The sequence below is a fragment of the Pseudogulbenkiania sp. AW2-16 genome, assembly GCF_056824575.1.
In genome coordinates, this window is sequence record NZ_CP157668.1 from 896,876 (window position 1) to 921,470 (window position 24,595).

The window sequence follows — 24,595 nt, forward strand, 5'->3', positions numbered from 1 at the left end:
GGTCCTCAGCGCAGTTTCAGGGTGGTGAGGCCGGCCAGCACCAGCATCATGGTGATGATCCAGAAGCGCACCACCACCTGCGTTTCCTTCCAGCCCTTGAGCTCGTAGTGGTGATGCAGCGGCGCCATGCGAAACACGCGCTTGCCGGTGAGCTTGAACGAGGCCACCTGGATCATCACCGACAGCGCCTCCATCACGAACAGGCCGCCCATGATGAACAGCACGATTTCCTGGCGTACGATCACCGCCACGGTGCCGAGCGCCGCGCCCAGCGCCAGAGCGCCGACGTCGCCCATGAACACCTGCGCCGGGTAGGCGTTGAACCACAAGAATCCGAGGCAGGCACCACAGATGGCGGCGCAGAACACCACCACCTCGTGCGCGCCGGGGATGTGCGGCAGGCCGAGGTAGCGCGCGAATACGATGTTGCCGGCCACGTAGGCGAAGATCGCCAGGGCGCCGGAGACCAGCACCGTCGGCAGCGCCGCCAGGCCGTCCAGGCCGTCGGTGAGGTTGACCGCGTTGGAGGTGCCGACGATGACGAAATAGGTCAGGATGCAAAAACCGATCGCCCCCAGCGGATAGACCACGTTCTTGAAGAACGGCACGATGAATTCGGTCGACGCCGGCAGCTTGGCGGTGGTGATCAGGAACACCCCGGCACCAATGGCGATGGCCGACTGCCAGAACATCTTGGCGCGCGCCGAAATGCCTTTCGGGTCGCGGTACACCACCTTGCGCCAGTCGTCGTAGAAGCCGATGGCGCCGGTGCCGAACAGCACCGCCAGCAACAGCCAGATGTACTTGTTGCTCCAGTCTGCCCACAGCAGCGTGGTGACGCCGATCGCCAGCAGGATCAGCGTGCCGCCCATGGTCGGAGTACCGGTCTTCACCAGATGGGTCTGCGGGCCGTCGGAACGCACCGCCTGCCCCACTTTCAATTCGGTCAGACGCCGGATCACCCACGGCCCCATCAGCAGCGAGATGCCGAGCGAGGTCAACGCCGCCATCACCGCACGCAGGGTGACGTAGTTGAGGACGGAAAACGCCCGGATGTAATCTTTCAGCCAATCGGCCAGCCAAAGCAGCACGGCTACACTCCCTTAATGTTCTTGTCGTTGTCCGGTCAGATGCTCGACCACCCGCTCCATGCGCATGAAGCGCGACCCCTTTACGAGCACGGTGGCATCTGCCGGCAGATGGCTGTCGAGATAGGAGAGCAGCGCATCCAGCGTATCAAAATGGTTTGCTGCGGTGCCGAAGGCGGCGGCGGCGTGACGGCTCAAGTCGCCCAGCGTGAGCAGGACGTCGAGCCCGCGTTCCCGGGCGTAGGCGCCGACCTCGGCGTGCAGTGCGGCGGCGTTCTCGCCCAGTTCGCCGATGTCGCCCATCACGAACCAGCGCGGCGCCAGCGCCTGCAGCAGCACGTCGATGCCGGCCTTCATCGAGTCCGGATTGGCGTTGTAGGTGTCGTCGATCAGCGTCGCGCCGTTGCCGGCGCGTTTGCGCTGCAGCCGGCCCTTGACCCCGGCAAAGCCGGCCAGTGCCGGCGGCGATGGCTGCCAGCGGCACCTCCAGCGCCAGCGCGGCGGCGGCGGCGGCGAGCGCGTTGCGCACGTTGTGTTCCCCCGGCGCCGGCAGCGCGACGGCCACGTCCCCCTGCGGCGAGCACAGGACGAAATGGGCAGCGGTATCGGACAGCGTCACGTCGCGAGCGTTCACATCGGCCTCGCCCAAACCGAAACTGAGCAGGCGATGGCCGGCGGCGGCGGCGCGGAAGACGGCGGCGTGGGGATCGTCGGCATTGATCACCGCCACACCGTCTTCGGCCAACCCTTCGAAGATCTCGCTCTTGGCACGGGCGATGTCGGCCGTACCGGAAAAGCCCCCGCCCAGGTGGGCACGCAGCGCGTTGTTGACCAGCGCCACGCGCGGCCGGGCCAGCCCGGTCAGATAGCGGATTTCGCCGAAATGGTTCATGCCCATCTCGATCACCGCGTAGCGATGGCCGGCATTCAGGCCGAGCAGCGTCAGCGGCAGGCCGATGTCGTTGTTGAAGTTGCCGGCGGTGGCGAGCACCGTATCGCGCCCGGCATGGGCAGCGAGGATCGCCGTCAGCATCTCCTTGACCGTGGTCTTGCCGTTGGAACCGGTGATGCCGACCAGCGGCAGCTCGAAACGGGCGCGCCAGCCGGCGGCGAGCCGGCCCAGCGCCAGCCGGGTGTCGTCCACCTGGACCAGCGCCGCGCCGGGCAGCGCGAAATCCTGGCGCACCAGAGCCCCTGCCGCGCCCTGCGCCAGCACGTCGGCGACGAAATCGTGCGCATCGAAATGCTCGCCCTTGAGCGCCACGAACAGATCGCCCGGCCCGGCGGCACGGCTGTCCGTGACCACCCGGGTCACCTCGGCATCGGCACCGGCCAGGCGGCCGCCGGCCAGTTGCGCCACGTCAGACAGCATCAGCATCGTGCACCTCGCTCCAGGCCGTGAGCGCCTCTTCGGCGATGCGGAAATCGGAGAACGGCTGCTTCACGCCGCGGATGTCCTGGTATTCCTCGTGCCCCTTACCGGCCACCAGCACGATGTCGCCGGCGCGCGCCGCGGCGATCGCCCAGCGGATGGCGGCGGCACGGTCGGCCTCGACGTGGCCGGTCCCACCCATGCCGGCGCGGATGTCGGCGATGATGGCTTGCGGCTCTTCGCTGCGCGGGTTGTCGCTGGTCACCACCGCGACGTCGGCGATGCGGGTGGCGATGGCTCCCATCATCGGGCGCTTGCCCTTGTCGCGGTCGCCACCGCAGCCGAACACGCAGTAGAGCCGGTTGCCGACGGGACGGATCTCGGCCAGCGTGGCCAGCGCCTTCTCCAGCGCGTCCGGGGTGTGGGCGTAGTCGATCACCACCAGCGGCTCGTGACCGCCGCCCAGGCGCTGCATGCGCCCGCGCGCCGGCTGGATGCGCGACAGCACCGCCGCCGCGTCCTTCAGCGACACGCCGTTGACGCACAGCGTGGCGAGGCAGGCGAGCAGGTTGGCGGCGTTGAAACGGCCCAAGAGCGGACTGCGCAGCTCGACCTCGCCCCACGGCGTGGTCACCGTCATCTGCAGGCCGTCGAGGGTGGCGGACAGGTTCTGCGCGCGCACGTCGCCCTGCTCCAGCCCGTAGGTCACGGTCTGGGTGCGCTGGCGATCGATACCGGCGGCCAACTCGCGGCCGAAGGCGTCGTCGGCGTTGATGATGGCGTGGCGCAGCCCTTCCCAATGGAACAGCCGCGCCTTGGAGGCGCCGTACTCTTCCATCGAGCCGTGATAGTCGAGGTGGTCGCGCGTCAGGTTGGTGAACACCGCGGTGGCGAAGCTGACGCCGTTGACACGGAACTGGTCGAGACCGTGCGAGGACACTTCCATGGTTACCACGTCGGCGCCCTGGCGCTTGTACTCGGCCAGCTTCTGCTGCACCGTCACCGGGTCCGGCGTGGTATGGGTGGTCTCGGTCAGGGCGCCGTAGAAACCGTTGCCGACGGTGCCGATCAGCGCCGCCTTGTGCGCCAGCAGCGAGAACGCCTGCGCCAGCCAGTGCGAGATCGAGGTCTTGCCGTTGGTGCCGGTGATGCCGATCACCGTCATGGCGCGGCTCGGCTCGCCATAGGCGTGGCTGGCGACAATGCCGGCGCGCGCACGCAGCTGCGGCACCGCCAGGTTGGGTACGTTCCAGGCCGGGTTCCAGTTAAAGCCGTCGGCCGGGTCCCACAGCACGCAGGCGGCACCGTTGGCGAGCGCCATCGGAATGAACTGGCGGCCGTCGGCGTACTCGCCGCGGCACGCCAGGAACACGTCGCCCGGCAGCACGCGGCGGCTGTCCGTCTCGACGCGCTTGAGCGGCAGCCCCAGGGTATCGAGCTCGGCCGGATCCCAGTCCGGCAGCGGGGTCAACAGACTCTTCATGTATCTTCTCGTATCTCCGGTACCTGATTGACCGGAAGCAATGAATTGTTGGAGGGAGCGTCGGGCTCGACCCCCATGATGCGCAACGCCCCGGCCATGGTGTTGGAGAAGGCCGGACCGGCCACCGAGCCGCCGTAGTAACTGCCGGCGCCGGGTTCGTCGATCATCACCGCCACGATCAGGCGCGGATTGGTCGCCGGCGCGAAGCCGATGAACAGGCCGCGGTGCTTGTCGGCCTGGTAGCCGCCGTTGACCAGCTTGCGCGCGGTACCGCTCTTGCCGCCGACGTTGTAGCCCAGCACCTGGGCCCGCGTCCCGGTGCCCCCGGCCTGGGTCACCGTCATCAGCATTTCGCGCATCTTGCGCGCCGCGTCCGGGGAAATGATCGGCTTGGCCGGCAACGGCGAGCTCAGCCGGGTCAGCGACACCGGCAGCAAGGAGCCGTTGTTGGTGAAGATGGTGTAGGCACGCGCCAGCTGCAGCAGGCTCACCGACACACCGTAGCCGAACGACATGGTGGCCTGCTCGATCGGGCGCCAGCTCTGCCAGTGGCGCAGGCGGCCGGCGATTTCACCCGGGAAACCGGCGTGCACGCTGCGGCCGAAACCGACCTCGTCGTAGAACGTCCACATCTGCTCCGGCGAGAACAGCAGCGCCACCTTGGAGGCACCGACGTTGGACGACTTCTGGATCACCTCGGTCAGCGTCATCGACGGCTTCGGGTGCGAGTCGCGTACCCGCGCCGGGCCGATCGAGTACGGGTTGGTGTCGAACACCATGTTCGGATTGACCTTGCCGGCGTTGAGCGCCATCGCGATCGGGAACGGCTTCATGGTCGAACCCGGTTCGAACATGTCGATCACGGCGCGGTTGCGGCGGCGTTCCGGGTCCAGCTCCTTGCGGCTGTTGGGGTTGAACGACGGTACGTTGGCCAGCGCCAGCAGCTCGCCGCTCTTGCCATCCAATACCACGATGCTGCCAGCCTTGGCCTTATTGACCTCCACTGCCGCCGCCAGTTCGCGGTAGGCCAGATACTGAATGCGCTGGTCGATCGCGAGATTCAGCGTCTGGCCGTCTTTCGGGTATTCGATGGCCGCCACGTCTTCGATGATGTGGCCGCGCCGGTCCTTCAGCACCACGCGCCGGCCATTCTTGCCGGCCAGCATCTTCTCGCGCGCCAGTTCCAGGCCTTCCTGGCCGCGGCCATCGACGCCGGTGAAGCCGATCAGCTGCGCCATGCTTTCGCCGGCCGGGTAGAAACGGCGGAATTCCTGCTGTTTGGCGATGCCGGGAATGCCCAGCGCCATCACCTTGTCGGCCAGCTCCGGACTGATCTGGCGCTTGAGGTAGACGAATTCGCGCTTGCGATCGGACAGCTTGGCATCCAGTTCGGCCGGGCCGAGCTCCAGCAGCCGCGCCAGCTCGCGCAGCTTGGCCGGCGGCACCGGCTCCATGCTGGCGGGACTGGCCCAGATGGTCTGCACCGGCGAGCTGATCGCCAGCGGCTCGCCGTTGCGATCGGTGATCACGCCACGGTTGGCCTCCAGCACCAGGGCGCGGCGGAACCGGGCCTCGCCCTGGTTCTGCAGGAAATCCTGCTGCGCCACCTGCAGGTAGAGGGCGCGCCCGATCAGGGCCAGGAACAGCAGCGCCAGAGCCAGCAGCACCAAACGCACACGCCCTGGCGTCATACGCAGGGCGGGGCTGGCTTTGGGGGAACGCGTATTCATTGAGTAGACGCGCATCAGGTCCCTCCCGAGGGGGCGACTACCTGGACCTGGCGTTGCTCGGGCGTCTTCATCCCGAGCCGCAAGGCGGCGGTCTTTTCAATCAGCGCATGCGCGCCCCAGGTGCTCTGCTCCAACAGCAGCTGGCCGTACTCGACCTGCAGCTGCTGGGCCGACTTCTGCTCGCGTTCCAGATTGCTGTAGAGCTGGCGCGACACGTGCTGCGAGGTCACCACGGACCACGCGCACAGCACCAGGATGGCCAGCAAAATGGCATTGAGCTTGTTCACACCGCCTCCTCGCGCCAGGCACCGGCGGTGCGCTCGGCGATGCGCATGATGGCACTGCGCGAACGCGGGTTGCCCTTCACCTCGTCGTCACTGGCGCGCACCGGCTTGCCGACGGTGCGTAGCGGCGGCTCGGGCAGGTCGGCGCTGCGCACCATGACCCAGGAGGGCAGCTTGGCGTCGCTGCTGGCGTCGCGCATGAAGTTCTTGACGATGCGGTCTTCCAGCGAATGGAAGCTGATCACGGCCAGGCGGCCGCCTTCGGCCAACCTTTGCGCCGCTTGCGGCAGCACGGCTTTCAGCTCTTCCAGTTCACGGTTGATGTAGATGCGGATGGCCTGGAACGTACGCGTCGCGGGGTCTTGACCCGGTTCGCGAGTACGGACGTTCTGCCCAACGAGCTGGGCGAGCTGACGCGTGGTTTCGAGGGGAGCGAGCTCCCGTTGCGCAACAATGGCTGCTGCGATCTTGCGAGCAAACCGCTCTTCACCATAAGTCTTGATGACCTCCCTGATGTCTTCTTCGGCGGCCGTGGCCAGCCATTCCGCCGCGGTCAGGCCGCGGCTGGTATCCATGCGCATGTCGAGCGGCGCGTCGAAACGGAAGCTGAAGCCGCGCCGGGCGTCGTCGATCTGCGGCGACGACACGCCCAGATCCATCAGCACGCCGTCGACACGGGCGATGCCGAGCCGGTCGAGCTCGCGCGCGAGTGTTTCGAAACCTTCGTGCACCAGCGTGAAACGCGGGTCTTCCGCGGCCAGACGCTCACCGGCGGCAATCGCCTCGGGGTCCTTGTCGAAGGCGACCAGCCTGCCGGCCGGGCCCAGTTGCGACAGGATGAGGCGGCTGTGCCCACCGCGACCGAAGGTGCAGTCGACGTACACGCCGTCCGGACGAACGGCGAGCGCGGCTACAGCTTCGCTAAGCAGCACCGTAAGGTGCGAAAAAACGGGGGCACTCACAACGTGAAATCTCCGAGATGCTGAGACAGTTCGGCGGGGTCGATGTCCAGGGCGTCGCTGGTCTGGGCATCCCAGTCGGCGGCATCCCACAGTTCGAAACGGTTGCCCATGCCCACCAGCGCAACGTCCTTGTCGAGGTTGACCAGACCACGCAGGCGCGGCGACAGCAGAATGCGGCCGGCACTGTCCATGTCGAGCAGTTCGGCATGGCCCAGCACCAGCTTCTGGTAGCGTTTGAGCATGGGATTGCCGGAGGGCAGCGCCAGGAGCCGGGCCTCGACCGGGCGCCAATTGGGCTCGGGGTAGAGCAGCAGGTGATCGCGCGCCTCCAGCGTCACCACCAGCTTGGAGCCGAACGTGGACAGCAGCGTCTCGCGGTGCCGGGCCGGAATGGCCAGACGCCCCTTGCTATCGAGAGACACGACGTTGACGCCACCAATCATGATTCGGACATTAAGCCTCTGGTTTGGAGATCACACCCCACTTTTACCCACTTCACCCCACTTTTCGCCACTATAAGAAAGAAGCGTCATAGGGTCAACCTGAGCCGGAACACAACCTCCTTTTAAGACAAGGGCTTAGAAAGACCATGCCGAGATTAATCCTATTAAATCAGCAGCTTAAAAAAAGCGTTGAAAGTAGGCTGTGAAAAGGGGGAATACAACAGCGCAGAACGGCCAAAAAAATACAGGCGACATGCCGTGGCATGTCGCCTGTCGCCGGGTCGGGGCCCGGCCTCTGCCGCACCGGCCGTCAGGCCAGTTTATGCTTGAGGATTTCCTGTACCTGGGCCGGATTGGCCTTGCCCTTGGAGGCCTTCATCACCTGGCCCGCCAGCGCGTTGAGCGCCTTTTCCTTGCCGGCGCGGAACTCTTCCACCGCCTTGGGGTTGGCGGCGATGGCCTCGTCGACCATCTTCTCGATGGCGCCGACGTCGGACACCTGCTTCAGGCCGTCGCGCTCGATGATGGCATCGGCGGACAGTTCGCTGTCCCACATCGCCTCGAACACCTGCTTGGCGAGCTTGGACGACAGCGTGCCGTCGGCGATGCGCGCGATCAGCCCGGACAACCGTTCGGCGGCGATCGGGCAGTCGCCGATCTCCTTGCCGTCGCGGTTCAAGCGCGCGGCGATCTCGCCGTTGACCCAGTTGGCGGCGAGCTTGCCCTGGCCGGAAACCTTGGCCACGGTCTCGAAATATGTCGCCAAGGCGCGCGAGCTGGTCAGAAGGCCGGCGTCGTAGCCGGATACGCCGAACTCGGCGACGAAACGGGCCTGCATCGCGTCAGGCAGCTCCGGCATCTCGGCGCGAATGGCCTCGATCTGGGCGCTGGCGATACGCACCGGCAGCAGGTCCGGATCGGGGAAGTAGCGGTAGTCGTGTGCGTCTTCCTTGCTGCGCATCATGCGCGTCTCGCCGCTGTCCGGGTCGAACAGCACGGTGGCCTGCTGCACCTTGCCGCCATCTTCCAGCGTATCGATCTGCCACTGAATCTCGTACTTGGCGGCCTGCTCGAGGAAGCGGAAGGAGTTGAGGTTCTTGATCTCGCGGCGGGTGCCGAATTCCTTCTGGCCCTCCGGGCGCACCGACACGTTGACGTCCATGCGGAAGCTGCCTTCCTGCATGTTGCCGTCACAGATGCCCAACCAGGTCACCAGGGTGTACAGCGCCTTTACGTAGGCCAGCGCCTCATCCACCGAGCGCATGTCGGGTTCGGACACCACCTCCAAGAGCGGCGTGCCGGCGCGGTTGAGGTCGATACCCGACAGGCCCTGGAAGTCTTCGTGCAGGCTCTTGCCGGCATCCTCTTCCATGTGGGCGCGCGTGACGCCAATCACCTTCTCCTCTTCGCCGACCAGGATCTTGAGCTTGCCGTGCTCGACGATTGGCAGCTCCATCTGGCTGATCTGGTAGCCCTTGGGGAGGTCGGGATAGAAGTAGTTCTTGCGCGCGAACACGTTCTTCTGGTTGATCGTGGCGTCGAGCGCCAGACCGAGGCGGATGGCCTTATCCACTACCGCGCGGTTCAACACCGGCAGCACGCCAGGGAAGGCCAGCTCGACTGCCGAGGCCTGAGTGTTGGGTGCGGCGCCGAAGGCGGTGGAGGCGCCGGAGAAAATTTTCGATGCGGTATTGAGCTGCACGTGCACCTCAATGCCGATCACGACTTCCCATTTCATGGTCGGAAAATCCTTCTACATGAAAGAACGGAGCAAAGCACCGCCCTTCGAAAACGTAAACTTCCAGCCTGCGTGCGAACGACCCGAAGACAAGGCGGGCGCGCGCAGACAGTACAGACTGGTATGGCCAGCGCGCCCAGCGCCGTATTCGGGTTGTGCAGCCGCAGACTTACAAGGCCGGCACCTTCTGGTGCCAGTCCGTCGCCTGCTGGAACTGGTGCGCCACGTTCAGCATCTTGGCTTCGCCGAAGTAGTTGCCGATGATCTGCAGCCCCACCGGGCGGCCGTTGGCGGCGAAGCCGGCCGGCACGCTCATGCCGGGCAGGCCGGCCAGGTTGACCGACAGCGTGTAGATGTCGGACAGGTACATCTGCACCGGGTCGTCCGACTTCTCGCCGATATTGAACGCCGCGGTCGGCGCCACCGGTCCAAGGATCACGTCGCAATGTTCGAACGCGGCCTTGAAATCGTTGGCGATGAGGCGGCGGATCTTCTGCGCCTTGAGGTAGTAGGCGTCGTAGTAGCCGTGCGACAGCACGTAGGTGCCGACCATGATGCGGCGCTTGACCTCGGCGCCGAAGCCCTCGGCACGGGTCTTCTCGTACATGTCGACCAGGTCCTTGTACTCGGCGGCACGGTGGCCGTAGCGCACGCCGTCGTAGCGGCTGAGGTTGGTCGAGGCCTCGGCCGGGGCGATCACGTAGTAGGCCGGGATGGAGAGCCGGGTGTTGGGCAGGCTGATCTCGACCACCTCGGCGCCCAGTTTCTTCAGTTCGGCGATGGCGCCATCGACCACGCCGGCGACGTCGGCGGACAGGCCCTCGGCGAAGTATTCGCGCGGCAGGCCGATCTTCAGGCCGTTCAGCGGCGCATTCAGGTCACGGCTGTAGTCTTCCTTGGCACGTTCGAGGCTGGTCGAATCGCGCTGGTCGAAACCGGCCATGACGTTGAGCAGCAGCGCGCAGTCCTCGGCGGTCTGCGCCAGCGGGCCGCCCTGGTCGAGCGAGGAGGCGTAGGCCACCATGCCGTAGCGCGACACCACGCCGTAGGTCGGCTTGATGCCGGTCACGCCGCAATGCGAGGCCGGCTGGCGGATCGAACCGCCGGTATCGGTGCCGGTGGCGATCGGGGCGAGGCGCGCCGCCACTGCCGCGGCGGAGCCGCCGGACGAGCCGCCGGGAATCGCCGCCAAGTCCCACGGGTTCTTCACCGGGCCGTAGAAGCTGTTCTCGTTGGACGAGCCCATGGCGAACTCGTCCATATTGGTGCGGCCGAGCGTCACCAGGCCGGCGGCGCGGCACTGCTCGATGACGTGGGCGTCGTAGGGCGAGACGAAGTTGTCGAGCATCTTCGAGCCGCAGCTGGTCTTCCAGCCCTGCTGGCAGAAAATGTCCTTGTGCGCGATCGGCACACCGGCGAGCTGGCCGGCCCGGCCGGCGGCGCGCAGGGCGTCGGCGGCGCGCGCTTCGGCCAGGGTCTTGTCGCGGTCGACGCTGATGAAGGCGTTGAGCGTCGGGTTGAGCGCCGCGATGCGGTCGAGGTAGAGCCCGGCGAGTTCCTCGCTGGACACGGCTTTTGCCGCCAGTTGCTGCGACAGCGCCTTGAGGGTGGCGTTAATCATGGTGTCGTAAAATCTCGATAAGCTCGGCAGGTTGGCCGAAACGCGCGCGCCGGGAACCAACCGTGCCAGAATCAATCTCTGGTTATTCCAGTTCGCCCTGGAAACGATAACTTTGTCGGCGGCGTTGTGCGAGGCCTTGCCGTACTACCTGTACTGTCTGCGGCCCCGCTCACTTGCCTTCGCGTTCTCGTTCCCAGTGCTTTCTGGAACTATTCGATGACTTTGGGGACGAGGAACAGGCCGTTCTCGACCTGCGGGGCGATGGCCTGGAAGGCGGCGCGGCGGTCCGATTCGGTCACCACGTCATCGCGCAGGCGCAGGCTCACGTCCTGCGGATGGGCCATCGGTTCGATGCCATCGGTATCGACGGCCTGCATCTGCTCGATCAGGCCGAAAATATTGTTGAGTTGAGCGCCCACCGCCACGATTTCTTCGTCGGTTACGGCGATGCGGGCCAGCTTGGCGATCCGCGCGACATCCTGATGCGTCAGCGACATGGTGTCCTCGTTAAAACCTTTAATAATTCAAGGCTGATAGGGTATCATAGACTGTTTGATTCACCCAAGATTCGACGCTTCGCCACACCGTTCCGCCGGGGGTCATTTGACGGTTCATGCCGTCCTTCCGGCGACCAGGGGAAGCCGCTAGACCACGACCATTAGCGCCATTGCGGGCTCGTCCCGACAACACGAACACTGAACCAGGACCACCCCATGTTTCGTTCCCTCACCGGATACTTCTCGAACGACCTCGCCATCGACCTCGGCACCGCCAACACCCTGATTTACATGCGCAGCAAGGGCATCGTGCTGGATGAACCGTCGGTGGTGGCGATTCACAGCGACTTCCCGACCAACAAGAAGTCGATCCTGGCCGTCGGTCTGGAAGCCAAGCGCATGCTGGGCCGCACCCCGGGCTCTATCCAGGCGATCCGCCCGATGAAGGACGGCGTGATCGCCGACTTCACCGTGACCGAGCAGATGCTCAAGCAGTTCATCAAGAAGGTGACGCCGAGCCGCTTCTTCTCCGCCAGCCCGCGCATCGTGATCTGCGTGCCGTGCGGTTCGACCCAGGTCGAGCGCCGCGCCATCAAGGACTCGGCCCTGGCCGCCGGCGCGCGCCGCGTCGAGCTGATCGAGGAGCCGATGGCCGCCGCGATCGGCGCCGGCCTGCCGGTGGAAGAGCCGACCGGCTCGATGGTGGTGGACATCGGCGGTGGCACCACCGAAGTGGGCGTCATCTCGCTGGGTGGCGTGGTGTACTCGAACTCGGTGCGCGTCGGCGGCGACAAGTTCGACGAGGCCATCATCAACTACATCCGCCGCAACTACGGCATGCTGATCGGCGAGACCACCGCCGAAGAGATCAAGAAGACCATCGGCTCGGCCTTCCCGGGCGCCGAAGTGAAGGAAATGGAAGTCAAGGGCCGCAACCTGGCCGAGGGCATCCCGCGCGCCTTCACCGTGTCGTCCAACGAGATCCTCGAGGCGCTCACCGAGCCGTTGAACCAGATCGTCTCCGCGGTGAAGATCGCGCTGGAGCAGACCCCGCCGGAACTGGGCGCCGACATCGCCGACAAGGGCATGGTGCTGACCGGCGGCGGCGCGCTGCTGAAGGACATCGACCGCCTGCTGGCCGAGGAAACCGGTCTGCCAGTGATCGTCGCCGAAGAGCCGCTGACCTGCGTGGTGCGCGGCTCGGGCAAGGCGCTGGAAAAGATGGACAAGATCGGCACCATCTTCACCAACGTACCCTGAACCGGATTCGCGTCCGGCCTGAACCGGCCGGACGTCCTGCCAGATGGACTTTGCCAACAATCCCAGCTTCATCCGCCAGGGCCCGCACCCGGCGGTGCGTCTCGCGTTGTGCGTGCTGCTGTCGATCGCGCTGTTGATCGGCGACAGCCGCTACGGCCTGATGGAGCACGTGCGCGAAGCGCTCTCGGTGGCGCTGTACCCGGTACAGCGCGCGGTCAACGTGCCGTTTGCCGGCGCGCGCCACGTCATCGACTTCTTCACCGCGCAGGCTCAGCTGAAGGCCGAGAACGACGCGCTGAAGAGCCAGCGCCTGCAGATGTCGGCGCAGCTCGCGCGGCTCGCCACCGTGGAACGCGAATACCGCGAACTGCGCCAGCTCAACGAGCTCAAGTCGTCGCGCGCCGAGGGCGGCCAGCTGGCCGAGGTGCTCTATACCGGGCGCGACCCGTTTTCCTACAAGCTGATCATCGACAAGGGCGCGGACGCCCAAATCAGTCCGGGCCAGCCGGTGATCGACAGCCAGGGGCTGATCGGCCAGGTGACGCGGGTGCAGCCGCTGACCGCCGAGGTGACGCTGATCATCGACAAGAACCACATGGTGCCGGTGATGATCGAGCGCACCGGCGCGCGCGCCATCCTGTACGGCTACGGCGGTGGCGTCGAAGTGCGTTACCTGCCGAACCACGCCGACGTGCAGGAGAAGGACTTGCTGGTGACCTCGGGCATCGACGACCTGTACCCGGCCGGGCTGCCGGTGGCGCGCGTCGGCAAGATCGAGCGCAACACCGGCGCCGCCTTCGCCCGGCTGTCCACCAGCGTGGTGGCCGGGGTGCAGGAGAGTCGTTTCGTGCTGGTGCTGAACCCGAAGCAGCACGTGCCGGCCGCGCCACCCCCGCCACCTGACGCTGCCCCGCCCCGCCGCACGGAGTAACCATGCCGTTTGAGCGCCCCAAAGAACTGCTGAAGCCGGTCAAGCGCCGCTTCATCTTCCTGACCTTCGTCATCGCCGTGCTGGTCGAACTGATCCCGCTGCCGGCGGGCTCCACGCGCTGGCTGCCCGACCTGATCGGGCTGCTGCTGCTGTACTGGGTGATCAACCAGCCGCGCCGCGTCAATATCGGCAGCGCCTTCCTGCTGGGGCTGGTGGCGGATGCCGCCACCGCCGGGTTGTTCGGCCAACATGCGCTGGCCTATTCGATCACCAGCTACCTGGCCTTGCGCCAGCAGCGCCAGCTGGTGATGTTCAACCTCGGCCAGCAGGCGCTGGCCGTGCTCGCGCTGATGCTGGCCAACCAGGCCATCATGGTGGTGGCGCGCATGATCACCGGCGCCGCCTTCGTCGGCTGGAGCTATTTCCTGCCGCCGCTGGTCGGCGCGCTGCTGTGGCCGCTGCTGACCAAGCTGCTGTTGCTGCCGTACCGGCAGCATTCGGTCTAGTGGTAGCGCCCGGCATGTCCCGTCCCACCCGTTTCAAGAACACCCAGGCGGAAGAAGGCCAGTTCCAGCTGCGCCTGGTGGTGGCCTACGCCATCATGGTGCTGCTGTTCCTGCTCCTGATCAGCCGCTTCGTCTGGCTGCAGGTGATGCAGCACGAACATTTCTCGACGCTGGCCCAGAACAACCGCATCTCGCTGGTGCCGATCCTGCCCAACCGCGGCCTCATCGTCGACCGCAACGGCGTGATCCTGGCGCAGAACTACTCGGCCTACACGCTGGAGCTGACCCCGAGCAAGATGGCCGACCTCGACGCCACCGTGGCCGAGCTCTCCAAGCTGGTCAACGTCACCCCGCGCGACCTCAAGCTGTTCAAGAAGCTGCGCGCGGAATCGCGCAACTTCGAGGCGATTCCTCTCAAGGCCAAGTTGAGCGAGGAGGAAGCCGCCCGCATGGCGGCGCACGCCTGGCGCTTCCCCGGGGTGGAGGTCAAAGCGCGGCTGTTCCGCGACTACCCGTTCAAGGAGCTGACCAGCCACGTGCTGGGCTATATCGGCCGCATCAACACCAAGGACGTGGAGCGGCTGGAAGAGGACGATCAGACCACCAACTACCGCGGCACCACCTATATCGGCAAGACCGGGTTGGAATACACCTACGAGACCCAGCTGCACGGCACCGTCGGCTTCGAGGAAATGGAAACCGACGCCGGCGGGCGCGCCATCCGCACCCTGCGCCGCACCCCGCCGATCAACGGCCAGAGCCTGCACCTGGCGCTCGACATCCGCCTGCAGGAGCTCGCCGACAAGCTGTTCGGCAAGCGCCGCGGCGCGCTGGTGGCGATCGACCCGCGCGACGGCGGCGTGCTGGCCTTCCTGTCCAAGCCCGGCTTCGATCCTTCGCTGTTCATCGACGGCATCGACAGCCAGACCTGGAAAGAGCTGAACGAAAACTGGGAGAAGCCGCTGGTCAACCGCGCGTTGCGCGGTCTCTACCCGCCCGGCTCCACCTTCAAGCCGTTCATGGCGATGGCGGCGCTGGAGACCGGCGCCATCGGCCCCAACGACATCCGCCCAGCGCCGGGCTACTTCACCCTGCCCGGCAGCAGCCACCAGTTCCGCGACTCCAAACCCTCCGGCAACGGCATGGTCAACCTGGCCAAGGCGATCCAGGTATCGAGCGACACCTTCTTCTACAAGCTGGCGTGGGATATGGGAATCGACCGCATCCATCCGGTGGTGGCGCAGTTCGGACTGGGTAGCAAGACCGGCATCGACCTCGACGGCGAGGCCGCCGGGGTGCTGCCCTCCAAGGAATGGAAGGCCAAGCGCTTCGCCAAGTACCGCCCGGAGGTGGGGCGCTGGTATCCCGCCGACGTGGTCAGCATCGGCATCGGCCAGGGCTTCAACGCCTACACCCCGCTGCAGATGGCCAACGGCGTCGCCACCCTGGCCAACGACGGCGCGATGTTCAAGCCGCACCTGGTGCAGCAGGTGGTGGACGATCGGCACGCCAAGGCCACCCCGATCAATACCAACCCGGTGCGGCGCCCGGCGTTCAAGCCGGCCCATTTCGAGTACGTGAAGCGCGGCATGCAGGCCGTGCTGCAGCCCGGCGGCACCGCGGCGCGCATCGGCGTCAACCTGCCCTACACCATGGCCGGCAAGACCGGCACGGCGCAGGTGGTGCAGATCAAGCAGGGCGCCAAGTACAACGCCGGCGCGCTGGCCGAACGCTACCGCGACCACTCCTGGTTCGTCGCCTTTGCCCCGGTCGAGGCGCCCAAGATCGCGTTGGCGGTGATCGTCGAGAACGCCGGTTTCGGTGCTGCCGCGGCGGCCCCGATCGCGCGCGCCCTGACCGATTTTTACCTCACCGGCAAGGTGCCGGCCGACCTGTCCGGCCAGCTGCAGACGGTGAAGACGGAAACCCGCAGCGCGGCGGAGATTGCCCGGGCCCAAGCCGAGCGCGCCGCCGAAGAGCAGGAGGGCCACGATGCAAACCCCGCTCCTTAAACGAATCTGGCAGTTCGTGCGCGAACCGCTGGACGGCTGGCTGATGCTGTTCCTCGGCCTGGTGTTCGTGCTCAGCATGCTGGTGCTGTACTCGGCCTCGAACCAGAGCTTCGACAAGATCGACAACAAGCTGGTCTACACCGTGCTGGGCCTGGTGGTGATGTGGGGCGCGGCGCGCATGCGTCCGCAGTCGATCATGAACTTCGCACCGCCGCTGTACGCGCTCGGGGTGCTGCTGCTGCTGGCGGTGCATTTCAAGGGGGTGACGGTGAACGGCTCGACGCGCTGGCTGGAACTCGGCATCACCCGCATCCAGCCATCGGAGATCATGAAGATCGCGCTGCCGATGATGGTGGCGTGGTTCTTCCAGCGTTTCGAGCTGAGCCTGCGCTGGTGGCATTACCTAGCCGCCATGGTGCTGATCGTGATTCCCGGCGGACTGGTGCTCAAGCAGCCCGACCTCGGCACTGCCACGCTGATCATGGCGGCCGGCTTCTTCGTGCTGTACTTCGCCGGATTGTCGTGGAAGGTGCTGATCGGCGGCGCGGTGGCGTTTGCCGCCAGCCTGCCGGTGGTGTGGAACCTGATGCACGACTACCAGAAGAAGCGCGTGCTGACCCTGATCGACCCGATGGAAGACCCGCTCGGCGCCGGCTACCACATCATCCAGTCGATGATCGCCATCGGCTCGGGCGGGCCGTTCGGCAAGGGCTGGCTCAACGGCACCCAGACCCACCTCGACTACATCCCGGAGCGCACCACCGACTTCATCTTCGCGGTGTACTCGGAGGAGTTCGGTCTGGTCGGCAACGTCATCCTGGTGGTGCTCTACCTGCTGATCGTCAGCCGCGGCCTGATGATCACGGCGCGCGCCCAGACCCTGTACGGCCGCCTGATGGGCGGCACCATCACCATGTCGTTCTTCGTCTACGCCTTCGTCAACATGGGCATGGTGGCCGGCATCCTGCCGGTGGTCGGCGTCCCGCTGCCGCTGGTTTCCTACGGCGGCACCGCCACCCTGACGCTGATGCTGGGGCTCGGCATGCTGATGAGCATCGGCAACACGCGGCGCTAGGCTGCCGGCAACGTGTGCTGGGAGGTTTTTACAGGACCCGGCTAAGCCGGGCCTCTCCACCCAGGTATTTGATTCCGCAGCCTACCCATTCATTCCCCATCCTCCGCTGAGCGCATCCCTGCGTGCCAATCCATCGCTGAGCAAATCGAAGATTTGCACGCAGAGATTGGCCCAGCGATGGATTCGCACGCGACCCGCCCTTGCCCTGCCAGGGAGCCTTGCTACGTAAGAGAGGATTTGTCAGCAATCTGGTGCCGCCTCAGCCCTCCAGCGGCAGTAGTTGACCATCCACGCCGGCCAGCGCCGTGGCGAAGCCGTGACGACGGTAGTTGCCGCCAATGGCCGCCAGTCGCTCCGGCTGCTGGCGCAACGCCTCCGGCAGCAGGATGCCGAAACGCTGTTCCAGCCCAAGACGGTTGAGGATGTCGCGGAACACCTTGCCGTGCTCGGCTTCCACCCCGGCCACCAGGGTCAGCGACACCGGCAGGTACAGCGTGTGCCATGGACAATCCAGCCGCAGGTAATTGAGCAGGTGGATGACGCGCACGAAACGGTCCAGCACCAGCGGCGACTGGCTGGCCTGGCACAGGCCCAGCAAGCGCTCGATCTCGATGGTGTGCCCGGCCGGGCTCAGGCACTGCGTCATGGCAACGGCGCTGCCATCCTCCTGCGGCTGGAAGCGGCTTGCCAGGCGGTGCTTGATGAAGGTGCCGAAAAACTCGCCCTGTTCGGAGAGATGAATCGGGAAGCCGCTGAAATACAGGCTGTGCACCCGCTCGGTGAAAAAAGTCAGTAGTTTGCTCATGCCCGTCTTCCTCGTTGCCCCGTAGAGAGCTTGGACCAGTCCATCCCGCGCGCCCCGACCAACTCGGCATCCCGGTCACGGCCGACCCCGCCTTGCTCGCCTCCTCGCCATGCCCCCGCCGGTTCAAGGCGGGACGATCGAACAGGGTAGCCGCGTCCGTGATATTCCATCAAGTTAGAATTTTTCCATTGCTCATCACGGAATCGAATGAGGCGACCCTCCCGGCGCGGGAGGCAAAGCAAAGCGGCCTCCCCAGCGGGGAGGCCGCGTACGGCGGCGAGCGTCGAGCCCTCAGCCCAGCCAGCGCAGCGCGCCGTACAGCGCGAAGCTGACCACGATGGCGAGCAGCGTGCGCCGCGTCAGCAACGCCACCGCGCCGGCCACCAGCGTGCCGACCAGGTAGGGATTGGCCGGCGACAGGTCGAGCGTGCCCTGCGGCGCCAGCGCCATCGGCACCACCAGTGCGGTCAACACCGCCGCCGGCACATAGTGCAGCGCGCGGTTGAGCCAGGCCGGAAAGCTCAAACGTTGGCCGAACACCAGGAAACTGGCGCGGATCAGCACCGTCAGCAGCGCCATGCCGGCAATCGTCAGCCAGATCGTCATGCTGCCGTCCTCCTTTCGGCCAACCTTTCACACGCCACCCCGGCCAGCACGCCGACCAGCGCCGCCAGCATCAGGTCGAGCTTGTAGGGCAGGCCGCGCGCCAGCAGCGCCACCGCGCCGGCCGCCGTCGCCGCCGCCAGCGCCGGGCGCTTTTTCAGCTGCGGCGCGACGATGGCGGTAAAGGTCGCCACCATGGCGAAGTCCAGCCCCCAGCCCGCCAGACCCGGCACCGTCTTGCCGAGCCACACCCCCACCACGCTCCACAGGAACCAGTTGAGGTACATCGCCAGCGAGGAGCCGAGCTGGTACCACTGCCCGCCAGCCGCCCCCTGCGAACGGAAGCGGTGTTCCACCACGGCGAAGGTCTCGTCGGTGAGCCAGAACGCCAGCGGCCAGCGCCAGCGGGCGCTCCAGTCGCGCGCGTAGGGCAGCAGCGTGGCGCTGTACAGCGCGTGGCGCAGGTTGACGACGAAGGTGGTGAGCCAGATCACCGGCAGAGCCGCGCCGGCGCCGATCAGGCTGACCGCGACGAACTGCGAGGAGCCGGCGAAGACGAAGGCCGACATCGCCAGCGTGGCGCCGGCCGACAGCCCGGCACCGACCGCCAGCGTGCCGAAGATGACGCCGAACGGCGCGGCGCCGACCAGCATCGGCAGGCTGTCGCGGGCGCCGGCCAGGAGCAGAGCGAAAGGTTTCATCGGAGGGGGCCGCGAGAAAAGTGGGTGACGTGCCCAGTCTGGCTCAGGCGTCGTTGCCGGTCTTGAACGATCTTGCGCCGACGGCACGCTGGTAGGCTGCCGGGGTCACGCCCAGCGCATGGCGGAAAGCCCGCGTCAGATGCGCCTGGTCGGCGAAGCCCAACTCGGCGGCGGCATCGGACGGTCGCCAGCCGCGCCCCAGCAGCGTGCGCGCCCGCGCCACCCTGAGCTGGTTGCGCCACGCCACCGGCGGCAGGCCGAGGTGCTGCCGGAACAGACGATTCAGATGATAGGGCGACAGCTCGACGGCGTCCGCCAGCTGCTGCAGCGACAGGTTGTCCGCCAGGCGGTCGGCCAGCAGCGCCCGTACCCGCTCCACCGCGACCGGGTGCGATGCCAAGGGCTGGCTGGCGACGCTCATGTGCCGCCGCAGCACCGTCGAGAACACCGCGTACAGCGCCGACTCGCGCTGCAGCCGGTCCTGGCTCGAACTCAGCAGCAGATGCAGCTGATTGAGCCGCTCGGCCAGATCGGCGTCGTGCAGCACGGTGGCCCGGAAATACGGCACCGCATCGGCGCGGCCGCTGATTTCCTGCGCCAGCCGGCGCATGAAGGCCGCCGACGGATAGAAACCACGATAGGCCCAACCATTCTCCTCGCCCGCCTCGCCGGTGTGCACCTCGCCCGGATTGATCACGATCAGCTGACCGCGCCCGGCCTGATGTGCGCTGCCGTGGTAGTGATAGCGCTGGGAGCCCTGGATCAGGGTGTTGACCACGTATTCCTCGTGGAAATGCGGTGCAAACACATGCTCGACGTAGCGTGCGTCCAGGCACTCCAGCGGCGCGATGTCGTCGGCGCGGAAAAAACGGGCGTACTCGGCGGCGGAATGACTCATGGCGGGGACGTCGGGAACGATACGTCGATTATGACGGCAAGCGCGCCAACGCGACAGGCCGAAACCGCGACGGGCGGCGACAAAAAACCCCGCCGGCGGACGGGGTGGTCGTGATGCCCGGCGCGCCGGCTCAGGAGCCGGCGAGGAAGGTGCGCACCCCCGAGCCGATGAACTGCACGCCGACGCAGATCAGCAAGAAGCCCATCAGCCGCGTCATCACCTCGCGCCCGGAACGGCCCAGCTTCTCGGCGATCAGCGTCGAGGAGCGCAACACCAGCCAGGTGCCGAGGCAGGTCAGGACGATGGCCAGCACCGTCATCGCCATCGCCAGCGCCTTGGCCGGCACGCCGTGCAATTCGGCGATCTCGGTGGCGATGCCGATCACCACGGCGATGGTCCCCGGCCCGCTGATGCCGGGCATGGCCAGCGGGAAGAAGGCGTAATCCTCCTTGCCGTCCGAGGTCTTGGGCGCCATGCCCGGGTCCTGCGACAGGAACAGCATGCGGTACCCCAGCACCGCCACCACCAGACCGCCGGCGATACGCAGGGCGCCGTAGGAAATGCCGAACAGCGCCAGGATCAGGTTGCCGGCCAGCAGCGACACCAGCATGATGCCGGCGGCGAACAGGCAGGCGCGCCGCGCATGATGCGCCCGCCCCTCGTCGCTCATGTCGCGCGTCAGCGTGATGAATAACGGAATCTTCGACAGCGGGTTGGTGATGGTGATCAGACTGATCAGGCCGCCAAACAGAAACTGCAGATACAGGTCTTTCAGCATGGAAAACAGCCGGGGATATCGGGGGTCGCCATTCTACCCGCTTGCGGTCGGCTTGCCAGCGCAACGTGGCACGCCACTGCGGCAATCTGTCGCAGCCACGCCCGGTCGGCGCTATGCTACGGTTCGTTCTTCGAGACCGCACCCATACCCGTCATGAAACACCTCCGCATCCTGACCGCCCTCCTTCTCGGCCTGCTCGCCCTGCCGGCACTGGCCCATCACTACGTGCTCGGCACAGTGCATATCGGCCACCCGTGGAGCCGCGCCATGCCGGCCATGATGAGCAGCGGTGCGGTCTACCTGAAGCTCGACAACCAGGGCAAGACCGCCGACCGCCTGCTCGCGGTCAGCACCCCGCGCGCCGCCAGTGCCGAATTGCACCAGAACCTCAACGATCACGGCATCATGCGCATGCGCGCGCTGCCCGAAGGGATAGAACTGCCCCCCGGCCGTGGCATCGCGCTGGCCCCGGGCGGGACGCACATCATGCTGATGGGGCTCACCGCGCCGCTCAAGGCCGGCGAACGCTTCCCTCTGACGCTACGCTTCGCCCGCGCCGGCACGATCGAGGTCGAGGTCAAGATCGAAGAAGGCCTGATGCCCACCCCCTGAACAGCATCCCACCGCGTCGCGGCGCCCGCACGGCGTCCGACGCTCCGGCCGTGTCCCGACATGCCCCCTCCTCCCCCCATCGCCCGCGGCCCGACCCGCCACCTTCGCTCGCCCCTCCCGGGTCGCCCTGCTACAGTCAACGTGTCAAAAAAATGACATTGCGCTGATCATGAAGCCAAATCGGGTAAAAACCGCTTTTACTGTTAAATAAAAGCGTCTTATTATTCACATGTGCTTACACATCAAGAGTGGATATTCATGCTGCGACGCCTGCTGATGCGACTAGCACACGCTTTAGGCAACCCGACCCTGCTCATGACGCTGCTCATGGTACTGGGGCTGGTCGGCACCTGGCGCCTGCTGGACAGCACCATCGCGCAAAGCGATCGGGGCTATCTCCAGCTGACCGGCGAACTGCTCGAGCGCAACCTGCTCAAACAACGCAACACGCTGGGCCACAACCTGACGGAATACAACGCCTGGGACGACATGTACCACGCGGTCAGCGGCCCCTCTCTCAATATCGCCTGGCTGCGCACCAACCTCACCGGATCGATCTACCGCACCCTCGATATCCAGCTCGGCGTCATCACCGATGCCCAGGGCAAGCCACTGTACGCCGTGCGCAACGGCGCCATCGAGGAAACGCCAAACCTGACGCTGCCGTTCAGCGCCCGGCAATGGCAGCACCTGGTACAGATGGCCGCCCGCTTCGAGCCGCTCGGCAACGAAGGTTACCCCACCACGTTTTTCCGCGACACCGCCCCCAACCCGCTCACCCACCAGACCGAACCGCGTCTGCTGATGCTGGCGCTGCAGCGCATCGTGCCGGAAACCACGGAACCGGACGCCGCCCTCCCGGCGCGCTACCTGCTGTTCGCCAAGGACATCGGCCCCGCCCAGTTGGAAGACATCGCCGGCGATCTGCGCCTGGAGCAATTGCAGGTCGACTTCTCCGCCGCCGCCAAGCCCCCCGGGGCGCTCGCGGTTCAAGGTCCCGAAGGGCAGACACTGGCTTACCTCACCTGGCAGCAGGAGCTGCCAGGCAACCGTCTGCAAACGGCACTGCTGCCGCGCGCGCTGCTGTTGCTGGTGGTGCTGATCGCCATCGCGCTGCTGCTGCTGCGGGTATCGCGCCAGCTGACGCTGCGCCACCAGCGCACCACCGCGCGCCTGATCAGCCAGGGGCAAGTGCTGCGCGAACTGGTTGCCGAACGCGAGAACAAGAGCGACCCGCTCGACGCCTACCTGAAGTTGCTGTGCCAGAAACTGGCTGCCACCCTAGACGTCTCCCGCGTCAGCGTCTGGCGCTACCAACCCGATCTCCAGGAGCTGGAGTGCCTGATCGGCATCGACCGCGACGCCGACCACCACTTCGCCGGTGCCTTGCTGCACTTCTCCGCCCATCCCGACTATTTCTCTGCGCTGCACCGGGAGCGCTACCTCAGTGCCAGCCACGCCACCAGCGATCCGCGCCCGGCCAGCATGCGCGACTACCTGCTGGAACACACCGTCTGCTCGATGCTGGACGCGGCCGTCACGCTGGCCGGCACCCACTACGGGGTGATCTGCGTGGAAGACCGCAACAAGCGCGAGACTTGGCACCCCGACGAGATCAACTTCGTCTGCTCCAGCGCCGACGTGGTGGCGCTGATGATGGAATCGGGCGCACGGCTGCAGGCCGAGGGCGAACTGCATCGCCACGCCTACTACGACCGCTTCACCGGCTTGCCCAACCGGGCCCGGCTCTTGATGCAGCTCGACGAACTGGCACAGAATCGTAGCGAGAACCCGGTGTTCGGCTGCCTGATCCTGGCGCTGGACGCCCTTCCCAACCTCAACGAGCTGTACGGCCACGACACCGGCGACCAGGTCATCCTGTTGCTGTGCGAGCGCCTGGCGCGCCTGGCCGAGCCGGGCGAACTGGTGGCACGGGTGGCGGAAAACCGCTTCTGCCTGATCCTGCTGGGCAAGGACGAGAGCAACATCAACCGCCGCGTCACCGCCATCAACGAAACGCTCAACCTGCCGCTCGACGTCAACGCCCAGCTGATCGGCGTGCGCGTCAGTGCCGGACTGGCGCTGTCGCCGCAGGACAGCAAGGAACCGTTGCGCCTGCTGGAACACGCCGAGCTGGCGATGCAAATCTCGCGCAGTTCGATCCAGGGTGGCTGGGTGCGCTTCCACGAAGACATGAGCACCGACTGGCACCGCCGCCACCTGCTAATCAACGAACTGCGCCAGGCCATCGGCACGCACCAGCTGTTCCTCTGCTACCAGCCCTACCACGACCTGAAAACCCGCCGCACGCGCGGCGCCGAGGCGCTGCTGCGCTGGCACCACCCCGAGCACGGCTTCATCTCCCCCGGCGAGTTCATCCCGCTGGCCGAAGACAGCGGCGTGATCGTGCCGCTCGGCGAGTGGGCGCTGCGCGAAGCCTGTCAGCAGACCGCCAAGTGGCGGCAGGGTGGGCAGCCGGAGTTCACCATCTCGGTCAACGTCTCGCTGCTGCAACTGGAAGACCCGCACTTCGCCGACCTGGTCGCGGGCATCCTGGCCACCGCCCACCTCCCCCTCGGCGCTGGAGCTGGAAGTCACCGAAACCCTGGCGCTGCGCCAGTCGGGCAGCATCGAAGACAATATCCGCCGCCTCAAGGCGCTGGGGGTGAGCCTAGCGATCGACGACTTCGGCACCGGCTACGCCTCGTTCAGCTACCTGCGCCGCTTCCCCGCGGAAAAGATCAAGATCGACAAGCAGTTCCTCGACCAGGTACCGGACAACCACCAGGACGCCGCCATCGTGCGCATGATCGTGGCGATGGGGCATTCACTCGGCGCCATGGTCACCGGCGAAGGCATCGAGAACGAACGGCAACTGGCTTTCCTCGCCGAGATCGGCTGCGACTACGCGCAAGGCTTCCACCTGAGCAAGCCGCTGGAGCAGCACGCCATGAGCCGTTACCTGTCGCACAACGCGGTAGTGGTGTCGAACGGCCAGCAAACGCCGACAACGTTGTAGTTATGTGACACATTGCAGTGCAACAAAAAATGTCGAAAGGCCATTTCGCTTTACCGATGCCCCATTAATGGGCACACTCGCCGAGGGAATCAAAACCGCCGGTCCCCACATATACCGCAGCGTCAAGTTTGCACCCGACAGAAGTCTAAGATGGAGGAGCGGGCCCCAAGGGCCCGT

20 protein-coding genes and 2 pseudogenes are annotated in these 24,595 nt (G+C 66.1%); 7 read left to right on the top strand and 15 right to left on the bottom strand.

Annotated elements, in window-relative coordinates; genetic code table 11:
* Positions 1–5: 5 nt before the first annotated feature.
* The 10 genes and pseudogenes from mraY to gatC all read right to left on the bottom strand — a co-directional run bounded on the left by mraY (position 6) and on the right by gatC (position 11,218).
* Complete coding sequence (gene mraY, locus ABKF58_RS04390; RefSeq protein WP_482583506.1) at positions 6–1,091, bottom strand: phospho-N-acetylmuramoyl-pentapeptide-transferase; 1,086 nt, start codon at positions 1,089–1,091, stop codon at positions 6–8.
* 12 nt (positions 1,092–1,103) lie between these two features.
* Positions 1,104–2,466: pseudogene (locus ABKF58_RS04395) on the bottom strand (UDP-N-acetylmuramoyl-tripeptide--D-alanyl-D-alanine ligase).
* Positions 2,450–3,943 carry a UDP-N-acetylmuramoyl-L-alanyl-D-glutamate--2,6-diaminopimelate ligase gene (locus ABKF58_RS04400; protein ID WP_482583507.1) on the bottom strand — a complete coding sequence of 498 codons (1,494 nt, stop codon included), beginning with the start codon at positions 3,941–3,943 and terminating at the stop codon, positions 2,450–2,452. The pseudogene ABKF58_RS04395 and the gene ABKF58_RS04400 overlap by 17 nt, the downstream one beginning before the upstream one ends.
* Positions 3,940–5,688 carry a peptidoglycan D,D-transpeptidase FtsI family protein gene (locus ABKF58_RS04405; RefSeq protein WP_014085615.1) on the bottom strand — a complete coding sequence of 583 codons (1,749 nt, stop codon included), beginning with the start codon at positions 5,686–5,688 and terminating at the stop codon, positions 3,940–3,942. The genes ABKF58_RS04400 and ABKF58_RS04405 overlap by 4 nt, the downstream gene beginning before the upstream one ends.
* Positions 5,688–5,960 (bottom strand): cell division protein FtsL, encoded by a 273-nt coding sequence (gene ftsL / locus ABKF58_RS04410; RefSeq protein ID WP_085274555.1) that lies wholly within the window; start codon positions 5,958–5,960, stop codon positions 5,688–5,690. The genes ABKF58_RS04405 and ftsL overlap by 1 nt, the downstream gene beginning before the upstream one ends.
* Positions 5,957–6,919 carry a 16S rRNA (cytosine(1402)-N(4))-methyltransferase RsmH gene (gene rsmH, locus ABKF58_RS04415; RefSeq protein ID WP_014085613.1) on the bottom strand — a complete coding sequence of 321 codons (963 nt, stop codon included), beginning with the start codon at positions 6,917–6,919 and terminating at the stop codon, positions 5,957–5,959. The genes ftsL and rsmH overlap by 4 nt, the downstream gene beginning before the upstream one ends.
* Positions 6,916–7,362, bottom strand: coding sequence for a division/cell wall cluster transcriptional repressor MraZ (gene mraZ, locus ABKF58_RS04420; RefSeq protein WP_482583508.1), 447 nt, complete (start codon positions 7,360–7,362; stop codon positions 6,916–6,918). The genes rsmH and mraZ overlap by 4 nt, the downstream gene beginning before the upstream one ends.
* 310 nt (positions 7,363–7,672) lie before the next feature.
* A complete protein-coding gene (gene gatB, locus ABKF58_RS04425; RefSeq protein WP_482583509.1) occupies positions 7,673–9,100 on the bottom strand; it encodes an Asp-tRNA(Asn)/Glu-tRNA(Gln) amidotransferase subunit GatB in 1,428 nt (475 codons plus the stop codon).
* A gap of 169 nt (positions 9,101–9,269) precedes the next feature.
* Positions 9,270–10,721 (bottom strand): Asp-tRNA(Asn)/Glu-tRNA(Gln) amidotransferase subunit GatA, encoded by a 1,452-nt coding sequence (gene gatA, locus ABKF58_RS04430; RefSeq protein ID WP_482583511.1) that lies wholly within the window; start codon positions 10,719–10,721, stop codon positions 9,270–9,272.
* Between the two features lie 209 nt (positions 10,722–10,930).
* Positions 10,931–11,218 carry an Asp-tRNA(Asn)/Glu-tRNA(Gln) amidotransferase subunit GatC gene (gatC, locus tag ABKF58_RS04435; protein WP_008954691.1) on the bottom strand — a complete coding sequence of 96 codons (288 nt, stop codon included), beginning with the start codon at positions 11,216–11,218 and terminating at the stop codon, positions 10,931–10,933.
* Between the two features lie 216 nt (positions 11,219–11,434).
* Here gatC and ABKF58_RS04440 point away from each other — a divergent pair, with 216 nt between their 5' ends.
* The 5 genes from ABKF58_RS04440 to rodA are packed head-to-tail and all read left to right on the top strand — an operon-like array spanning position 11,435 to position 17,002.
* Positions 11,435–12,478, top strand: coding sequence for a rod shape-determining protein (locus ABKF58_RS04440; protein WP_008954690.1), 1,044 nt, complete (start codon positions 11,435–11,437; stop codon positions 12,476–12,478).
* A gap of 43 nt (positions 12,479–12,521) precedes the next feature.
* Positions 12,522–13,409: a rod shape-determining protein MreC gene (gene mreC / locus ABKF58_RS04445; RefSeq protein WP_482583514.1), complete on the top strand. Its 888-nt coding sequence runs from the start codon at positions 12,522–12,524 to the stop codon at positions 13,407–13,409.
* A gap of 2 nt (positions 13,410–13,411) precedes the next feature.
* The gene (mreD, locus tag ABKF58_RS04450) at positions 13,412–13,915 is read left to right on the top strand and encodes a rod shape-determining protein MreD (RefSeq protein ID WP_008954688.1); all 504 of its coding nucleotides are present in this window, start codon (positions 13,412–13,414) and stop codon (positions 13,913–13,915) included.
* Between the two features lie 14 nt (positions 13,916–13,929).
* Positions 13,930–15,927: a penicillin-binding protein 2 gene (gene mrdA / locus ABKF58_RS04455; protein ID WP_482583515.1), complete on the top strand. Its 1,998-nt coding sequence runs from the start codon at positions 13,930–13,932 to the stop codon at positions 15,925–15,927.
* Positions 15,908–17,002: a rod shape-determining protein RodA gene (rodA, locus tag ABKF58_RS04460; RefSeq protein ID WP_482583516.1), complete on the top strand. Its 1,095-nt coding sequence runs from the start codon at positions 15,908–15,910 to the stop codon at positions 17,000–17,002. Before mrdA ends, rodA begins: the two co-directional genes overlap by 20 nt.
* A 259-nt stretch (positions 17,003–17,261) precedes the next feature.
* Here rodA and ABKF58_RS04465 read toward each other — a convergent pair whose 3' ends face one another.
* The 5 genes from ABKF58_RS04465 to ABKF58_RS04485 form a co-directional block, all read right to left on the bottom strand.
* Positions 17,262–17,807, bottom strand: a complete 546-nt coding sequence (locus tag ABKF58_RS04465) for a hypothetical protein (protein WP_482583517.1) — start codon at positions 17,805–17,807, stop codon at positions 17,262–17,264.
* A 291-nt stretch (positions 17,808–18,098) separates the two neighbouring features.
* Positions 18,099–18,413, bottom strand: a complete 315-nt coding sequence (locus ABKF58_RS04470; protein ID WP_008954684.1) for an AzlD domain-containing protein — start codon at positions 18,411–18,413, stop codon at positions 18,099–18,101.
* A complete protein-coding gene (locus ABKF58_RS04475; protein ID WP_482583519.1) occupies positions 18,410–19,111 on the bottom strand; it encodes an AzlC family ABC transporter permease in 702 nt (233 codons plus the stop codon). Before ABKF58_RS04475 ends, ABKF58_RS04470 begins: the two co-directional genes overlap by 4 nt.
* 43 nt (positions 19,112–19,154) lie before the next feature.
* Complete coding sequence (locus ABKF58_RS04480) at positions 19,155–20,009, bottom strand: AraC family transcriptional regulator (protein ID WP_014085604.1); 855 nt, start codon at positions 20,007–20,009, stop codon at positions 19,155–19,157.
* Positions 20,010–20,139: 130 nt separating this feature from the next.
* Positions 20,140–20,787 (bottom strand): MarC family NAAT transporter, encoded by a 648-nt coding sequence (locus tag ABKF58_RS04485; protein ID WP_482583521.1) that lies wholly within the window; start codon positions 20,785–20,787, stop codon positions 20,140–20,142.
* A 153-nt stretch (positions 20,788–20,940) separates the two neighbouring features.
* On the opposite strand from ABKF58_RS04485, the gene ABKF58_RS04490 reads away from it, so the two are divergent.
* Both ABKF58_RS04490 and ABKF58_RS04495 read left to right on the top strand, forming a co-directional pair.
* On the top strand, positions 20,941–21,399 hold the full coding sequence (locus tag ABKF58_RS04490; protein WP_482583522.1) for a copper chaperone PCu(A)C: 459 nt from the start codon (positions 20,941–20,943) through the stop codon (positions 21,397–21,399).
* A gap of 489 nt (positions 21,400–21,888) precedes the next feature.
* Positions 21,889–24,418: pseudogene (locus ABKF58_RS04495) on the top strand (bifunctional diguanylate cyclase/phosphodiesterase).
* The last annotated feature ends 177 nt before the right edge of the window (positions 24,419–24,595 follow it).